Raw genomic sequence first — 6,674 nt, forward strand, 5'->3', positions numbered from 1 at the left:
CCAGATCATCAGCTGGCCACCCGGACCTTGGCGCCCGCCCCGGCGACCGTCTCGTACACCCGCATGATCTGGTCGGCGACCACCGACCAGTCGTAGCCGAGCACCGCCTCGGAACCGGCCGCGACGTAGCGTTGCCGCAGCACGTCGTCCTCGAGCACCGCGATCAGCCCGTCGGCCAGCGCGGTGCCGCTCCGGTTCGGGCCGAGCGGCACCAGGCGGCCCAGCTCGCCGTCGAGCAGGACGCGCCGGAACGCGTGCAGGTCGCTGGCCACCACCGCAGTGCCGGCGGCCATCGCCTCCACCAGCACGATGCCGAAACTCTCGCCGCCGATGTTGGGAGCGCAGTACACGTCGGCGCTGCGCATCGCCGACGCCTTCCCCGCGTCGTCCACCAGGCCCAGGAAGCGGATGTGGTGCGCCAATCCGCCCGCGTGGGCGCGCAATTCGTGCTCGTCGCCGGGGCCGACGACCAGCAATTGCAGGTCCGCGAACCGCTCCACCACCCGCGGCAGGGCGTCGAGCAGCACCGACATGCCCTTGCGGGGCTCGTCGTAGCGGCCCAGGAACAGCACCGTCTTGCCCGGGCGCGGGTACCCGTCCAGCAGCGGCGCGGAGGCGAACGAGGCGACATCGACGCCGTTGGGGATCTCCACCGCGTCGGTGCCCAGCGCCTCCATCTGCCAGCGCCGGGCCAGGTCGGACACCGCGATCCGGCCGACGATCTTCTCGTGCCAGGGCCGTAGCACCCCCTGGAACAACGTCAGCGTCAGCGACTTTGTCGTCGAGGTGTGAAACGTCGCGACGATCGGACCCTCGGCCACGCGCAGCGCCCACATCGACAGGCTGGGCGCGTTGGGTTCGTGCAGGTGCAGCACGTCGAACTCACCGTCGGCCAGCCACCGCCGGACCCGGCCGTGCACCGCCGGACTGAACTGCAGCCGCGCCACCGACCCGTTGTAGGGAATCGGGATCGCCTTGCCGGCCGAGACGACGTACTCGGGCAGCGACGCATCGGGGGACGCCGGGGCGAGCACGCTGACCTCGTGTCCGCGGGCGCGCATCACCTCGGCCAGCTGCAGCACATGCGACTGCACCCCGCCGGGCACGTCGAACGAGTAAGGACACACCATTCCGATGCGCATCAGGCTTCCTTCGGGCGGGCCTGTCCGGCATCGGCGCGGGGCCCGAGATCGGCCAGCCACTGCGGTTGCAGCATGTGCCAGTCCGCGGGGTGGGCGGCGATGTTCGTGGCGAACCGGTCGGCCAGCGCCTGGGTGATCGCACCGATGTCACCGCTGCTGCAGTCCAGGGCGGGGTGCAGCGAAATGCCCCAGCCGTCTCCTGCGAACCAGCAGTGCGCGGGCACCAGGGCGGCCCCGGTCTCGACGGCGAGCTTGGCGGGCCCGGCCGGCATCCGGGTGGGCTCGCCGAAGAAGTCGACCTGGACCCCGGCGCGGGTGAGGTCACGGTCGGCCAGCAGGCATACCGCCCGGTTGGCACGCAGCCGGTCGCACAACACGTCGAAGGGCGGTCGCTGTCCGCCGGACAGCGGCAGCACCTCGAAGCCCAGGCCCTCGCGGTAGGCGATGAAGCGCCGGTACAGCGACTCGGGTTTGAGGCGTTCGGCAACGGTGGTGAACGTGCCATGCGTCTGCGCCATCCACACCCCGGCCATGTCCCAGTTGCCGCTGTGCGGCAGTGCGAACACCGCTCCGCGGCCGGCGGCCAAGGCGGCGTCCATGTTCTCCAGGCCGACTAATGAGGCGTCGAGCCGGCGCGCCAGCGTCCGGTGGTCCATGGTCGGCAGCCGGAACGCCTCCCGCCAGTAGCGGGCATAGGACGCCAGCGAGGCCCGCATCAGCGCGTCGGGCACTTCGGCCGGCGCAACCCCGATGACGCGGGCCAGATTCTTGCGCAGCTGCGCCGGGCCGCCGCGCCGGGCCGCGTAGCGTGCCCCCGCGTCGAACGCGGTGCGGGCCGCGAATTCGGGCATCGCCCGCACCGCCCGCCAGCCGGTCGCATAGGTCCAGTCGCTGACGGTGCCGGTCAGCCGGTCCGGATTCAGGATCACGGCATGGGCTCCGACGCGCCGGGCGAGTTCCGCACCGTGCGCAGCCGCTGGACGCAGGTGAGCACGCTGGCCACCCCCAGCAACCACATCGCCACGGGCAGCGCGGGCTGCCACGCGAACAAGGGAAAGTCCGACACGCCGGCGCCGGCCAGCACGATGATCAGCCGCTCCGGGCGTTCGATGAGTCCGCCGTCCCCGCGCAGCCCGCTGGCTTCCGCGCGCGCCTTGATGTAGGAGATGACCTGGGAGGTGACCAGGCAGATCGACGTCGCCGCCACCAGGAGCCGGTCGTGCAGGCCGAATGCCGCCCACCAGAGCAGCCCGCCGAACACCGCGCCGTCGCTGACGCGGTCGCAGGTCGCGTCCAGCACCGCGCCGAAGCGGGTGCCGCCGCCACGTTCGCGGGCCATCGCCCCGTCGAGCATGTCGAACATGACGAAAAACGAGATCACCAGGGCGCCGACGAACAGCTTCCCCACCGGGAAAAGGGTCAGCGCCGCCGCCACCGACGCCACGGTGCCCACGATGGTGACGGCGTCCGGCGTCACACCGAGCCGCAACATGGCCCGCGCGGCGGGAGCGGTGATCCGCGCGAACGCCGCACGAGACAAGAAGGGGGCCTTACTCACGAGCCGCTCACGGCTGTCTGTCCCATTCGGTGGCCAGGAGCCGCCGCGTGTCGCGCAGCAACTGCGGAATCACCTTGGAACCACCGATGATGGTGATGAAGTTCGCGTCGCCACCCCAGCGCGGTACGACGTGCACGTGCAGGTGCTCGGCCAGTGACCCACCCGCCGAGGTGCCCAGGTTCATGCCGACGTTGAAGCCGTGCGGTTGCGAGACGCTCTTGATCACGCGAATCGCCTTCTGAGTGAACGCCATCAGCTCGGCACTCTCCGGATCGGTCAGGTCCTCGAGCTCGGAGACCCTCCGATAGGGCACCACCATCAGATGCCCAGGGTTGTAGGGATACAGGTTGAGCACGGCGTAGACGAGTTCGCCGCGCGCGACCACCAGCCCGTCCTCGTCGGAAAGACGGGGAATGTCGGTGAACGGCTCCTCGGGGTTGGCGTCGTCGCGCTTGCGCGGCGCTTCGGCCAGATAGGTCATCCGGTAGGGCGTCCACAGGCGTTGCAGGTGATCGCACGCGCCGACACCGGTGTCGAGAATGGTCTCGTCGGCGTTTTCCACGCCCTCCTGCGATTCACTCACCACGTGCCACCTTCACCAGTTCTGCTGTGGGAGAAGCATTCTCGCGGTCAGCGATCCAGCTCACGATGGCGTCGACCGCGCTGTCGCGCGCCACGCCGTTGATCTGGCTACGGTCGCCGAAACGGAAACTCACCGCCCCGGCCGCCGCGTCGCGGTCACCGGCCAGCAGCATGAACGGCACCCGCTGGGCGGTGTGGTGGACGATCTTCTTGGCCATCCGGTCGTCACTGCCGTCCACCTCGACCCGCACCCCACGCAACTTCAACTGCGCAGCAACGTCTTCCAGATAGGGGACATGCTCGTCGGCCACCGGGATGCCGACCACTTGAACGGGCGCCAGCCATGCCGGGAAAGCCCCCGCGTAGTGCTCGGTCAGGATGCCGAAGAACCGCTCGATCGAGCCGAACAGCGCCCGGTGGATCATCACCGGGCGCCGGCGGGCGCCGTCGGACGCGGTGTACTCGAGTGCGAAGCGCTCGGGGAAGTTGAAATCCACCTGGATGGTCGACATCTGCCAACTGCGGCCGAGCGCGTCGCGGGCCTGCACCGAGATCTTGGGGCCGTAGAACGCCGCACCTCCGGGATCGGGAACCAGCTCCAGGCCCGACTCGGCCGCCACCTGCGCCAGTGATTCGGTGGCCTGCTCCCACATCTCGTCGGAGCCGACGAACTTCTCCGGGTCCTTGGTGGAGAGCTCCAGGTAGAAGTCCTCCAGCCCGTAGTCGCCGAGCAGCTCGAGCACGAACCGCAGCAGCGACGCCAGCTCGCCGTGCAGCTGCTCGCGGGTGCAGAAGATGTGCGAGTCGTCCATGGTGAACCCGCGCGCCCGGGTCAGCCCGTGCACCACGCCGGACTTCTCGTAGCGGTACACGGTTCCGAATTCGAAGAGCCGCAGCGGCAGTTCGCGGTACGACCGCCCCCGCGAGGCGAAGATCAGCGTGTGCATCGGGCAGTTCATCGGCTTGAGGTAGTAGTCCTGGCCCGGCTTGCGCACCGTTCCGTCGTCGTCGTACTCGGCGTCGAGGTGCATCGGCGGGTACATGCCCTCGGCGTACCAGTCCAGGTGGCCCGAGGTGTGGAACAGCTGCGCCTTGGTGATGTGCGGGGTGTTGACGAACTCGTAGCCGGCCTCGATGTGCTTGCGCCGCGAGTACTCTTCGAGTTCACGGCGCACGATGCCGCCCTTGGGGTGGAAAACTGCCAGGCCGGAACCGATTTCGTCGGGGAAGCTGAACAGATCCAGCTCGGCACCCAGCTTGCGGTGGTCGCGGCGCTGAGCCTCCTCGATCAGTTCGAGGTGGCGCTCCAGCGCCTCGGCCGACTCCCAGGCGGTGCCGTAGATGCGTTGCAGGCTGGCATTTCTCTGGTCGCCCCGCCAGTAGGCGGCCGAGCTGCGGGTCAGCTTGAACGCCGGGATGTGCCTGGTGGTCGGGATGTGCGGTCCGCGGCACAGGTCACTCCAGACCCGTTCGCGGGTGCGGGGATTGAGGTTGTCGTAGGCGGTGAGCTGCTCGCCCCCGACCTCCATGACCTCGGGGTCGCCGGATTTGTCGTCGACGAGTTCGAGTTTGAAGGGCTCGCCGGCCAGCTCGGCGCGCGCGGCGTCCTTGGACTCGTAGACCCGCCGGTCGAACAGCTGCCCGTCCTTGACGATCTGACGCATCCGCTTCTCCAGCGCCGCCAGGTCCTCGGGTGTGAACGGCTCCGGGACCTCGAAGTCGTAGTAGAAGCCGTCGGTGATCGGCGGCCCGATGCCCAGCTTGGCCTGCGGGAACAGGTTCTGGACGGCCTGGGCCAACACGTGGGCGGTGGAGTGCCGGATGACGCTGCGCCCCTCCTCGGTGTCGGCTGCCACCGGGACGACCTCGGCGTCGGCGTCGGGTACCCAGCTCAGGTCGCGCAGCGTGCCCTCGGCGTCGCGCACCACCACGATCGCGTCGGGCGCCCCGCGCCCGGGCAGCCCCGCGTCCCGCACGGCGGCGGCCGCGGTGGTCCCGGCGGGAACCCGGATCGTCACTGCTCCGGGGGCGGGGTCGGCGGGGGGGCTCATCGGGGGTCGGTTCTCCAAGCTTCGGGTGCGGTGATGATCGCTGCCATGCTATCGGGGCCTGGGCACCTCAGGGCTGCCCAGGCTTGAGCCGCACGAACAGCGCCTCGGCCTCGGTCAGCAGCTCCTCACCGTCACTGAGCCGGCCCGACACGAAGATCTTGCGCCCGTCGACCCGGTCGATACCGGCGTCGAACTGCAGTTCCTGCTCGATCGGCACGATGTGGCGGTAGTCGACCTTGAGGTAGGCCGTGCGCTGGAAGGGGCCGCCGGTGAGCACCGAGGACGTCAGCCCCAGCACGCTGTCGAACAGCATCCCCAGGCAGCCGCCGTGCACGGCGCCGTTGCGTCCCAGATGGAACCGGGCGAACCGGGCACAGCCGCGGATCCGGCCGTCGTCGGTTTTGTGCGCCGACATCGGGATCGCGAGGACGTTGCCGCGCATCGGCAGGTCCATCCGGCGTCCCGACGGGGAGCGCCACTCGTCGGCGTCGTACGGGCTCAGCAGCGCCGACACCTTCTCCAGCAGGTTGGCCGCCTCGGTGATCACGTCGTCGGGGGCGTCGACGGCGCGCGCGTGGTCCTGCATCCTGCGCACCGCGTCGACGAACCGGCCGTAGTCGGGTCCGCCCTTGGTCGTCGGTTCGGGAGGATTGAATCCGCCGCCGGGGTGCCGGGCCTGGTCGCTGGTCACCGGGACACCGTATCCGCCTTCGCCCCGGCGCGGTCAGGCGTTCTGTTCCCCGACGGCGCCGAGCAGTTCGACCTCTTGTTCGCTCAACTCGATCGCGGCGGCGGCCACGTTCTCCTCCAGGTGGGCCACCTTGGAGGTGCCCGGGATCGGCAACATCACCGGCGAGCGGTTGAGCAGCCACGCCAGCGCCAGCTGCGACGGCGTCGCGTCGTGCTCGGCGGCCATGTGCCGCAGCGGCCCGTCCGGGTCCGCCAGCGGTCCGGCGGCCAGCGGGAACCACGGGATGAAGCCGATGCCCTGGCTCGTCGCGGCCTCCAGCAGCGGCTCGGCGCCCCGGGCGGACAGGTTGTACATGTTCTGCACCGACACGATCTCGGTGATCTGCTGGGCCGCGGTGAGCTGGTCGACGTTGACCTCCGACAGGCCGATGTGGCGGATCTTGCCCTCGTTCTTCAAGGCCACCAGCTCGCCCAACTGATCGGCCAGCGGGAAGTCCGGGTCGATGCGGTGCAGCTGGTACAGGTCGATGGTGTCGACGCCGAGGCGGCGCAGGCTCATCTCGCATTCCTGGCGCAGATACGTCGGATTTCCCAGCGGAACCCAGACGTCCGGGCCGGTGCGCAGCAGTCCGGCCTTGGTCGCGATCACCA

The 6,674-nt window shown here is 69.7% G+C and carries 7 protein-coding genes; all 7 read right to left on the reverse strand.

The window, feature by feature from the left end:
• Positions 1-8: 8 nt before the first annotated feature.
• Positions 9-1,142, reverse strand: coding sequence for a glycosyltransferase family 4 protein (locus ACOJVU_RS01900; RefSeq protein WP_421528224.1), 1,134 nt, complete (start codon positions 1,140-1,142; stop codon positions 9-11).
• Entirely contained in the window at positions 1,142-2,071 is a 930-nt protein-coding gene (locus ACOJVU_RS01905) for a phosphatidylinositol mannoside acyltransferase (protein ID WP_421528225.1), read from the reverse strand. The genes ACOJVU_RS01900 and ACOJVU_RS01905 overlap by 1 nt, the downstream gene beginning before the upstream one ends.
• Positions 2,068-2,700: a phosphatidylinositol phosphate synthase gene (pgsA, locus tag ACOJVU_RS01910; protein ID WP_421528226.1), complete on the reverse strand. Its 633-nt coding sequence runs from the start codon at positions 2,698-2,700 to the stop codon at positions 2,068-2,070. Before pgsA ends, ACOJVU_RS01905 begins: the two co-directional genes overlap by 4 nt.
• A 7-nt stretch (positions 2,701-2,707) precedes the next feature.
• Entirely contained in the window at positions 2,708-3,283 is a 576-nt protein-coding gene (locus tag ACOJVU_RS01915) for an HIT family protein (RefSeq protein ID WP_421528227.1), read from the reverse strand.
• Positions 3,276-5,333, reverse strand: a complete 2,058-nt coding sequence (thrS, locus tag ACOJVU_RS01920; protein WP_421528228.1) for a threonine--tRNA ligase — start codon at positions 5,331-5,333, stop codon at positions 3,276-3,278. The genes ACOJVU_RS01915 and thrS overlap by 8 nt, the downstream gene beginning before the upstream one ends.
• A 67-nt stretch (positions 5,334-5,400) precedes the next feature.
• Complete coding sequence (locus ACOJVU_RS01925; protein WP_421528229.1) at positions 5,401-6,024, reverse strand: PaaI family thioesterase; 624 nt, start codon at positions 6,022-6,024, stop codon at positions 5,401-5,403.
• 33 nt (positions 6,025-6,057) lie between these two features.
• On the reverse strand, positions 6,058-6,674 hold a 617-nt coding region (locus ACOJVU_RS01930; protein WP_421528230.1), incomplete at its 5' end, for an aldo/keto reductase.

This window comes from Mycobacterium sp. THU-M104, assembly GCF_049197365.1.
In the GTDB taxonomy this organism is placed as follows: Bacteria; Actinomycetota; Actinomycetes; order Mycobacteriales; family Mycobacteriaceae; genus Mycobacterium.

Coding starts and splice junctions, on each gene's coding strand:
- ACOJVU_RS01900 (WP_421528224.1), bottom strand. CDS start 1,142: ATGCGCATCGGAATGGTGTGTCCTTACTCGTTCGACGTGCCCGGCGGG.
- thrS (WP_421528228.1), bottom strand. CDS start 5,333: ATGAGCCCCCCCGCCGACCCCGCCCCCGGAGCAGTGACGATCCGGGTT.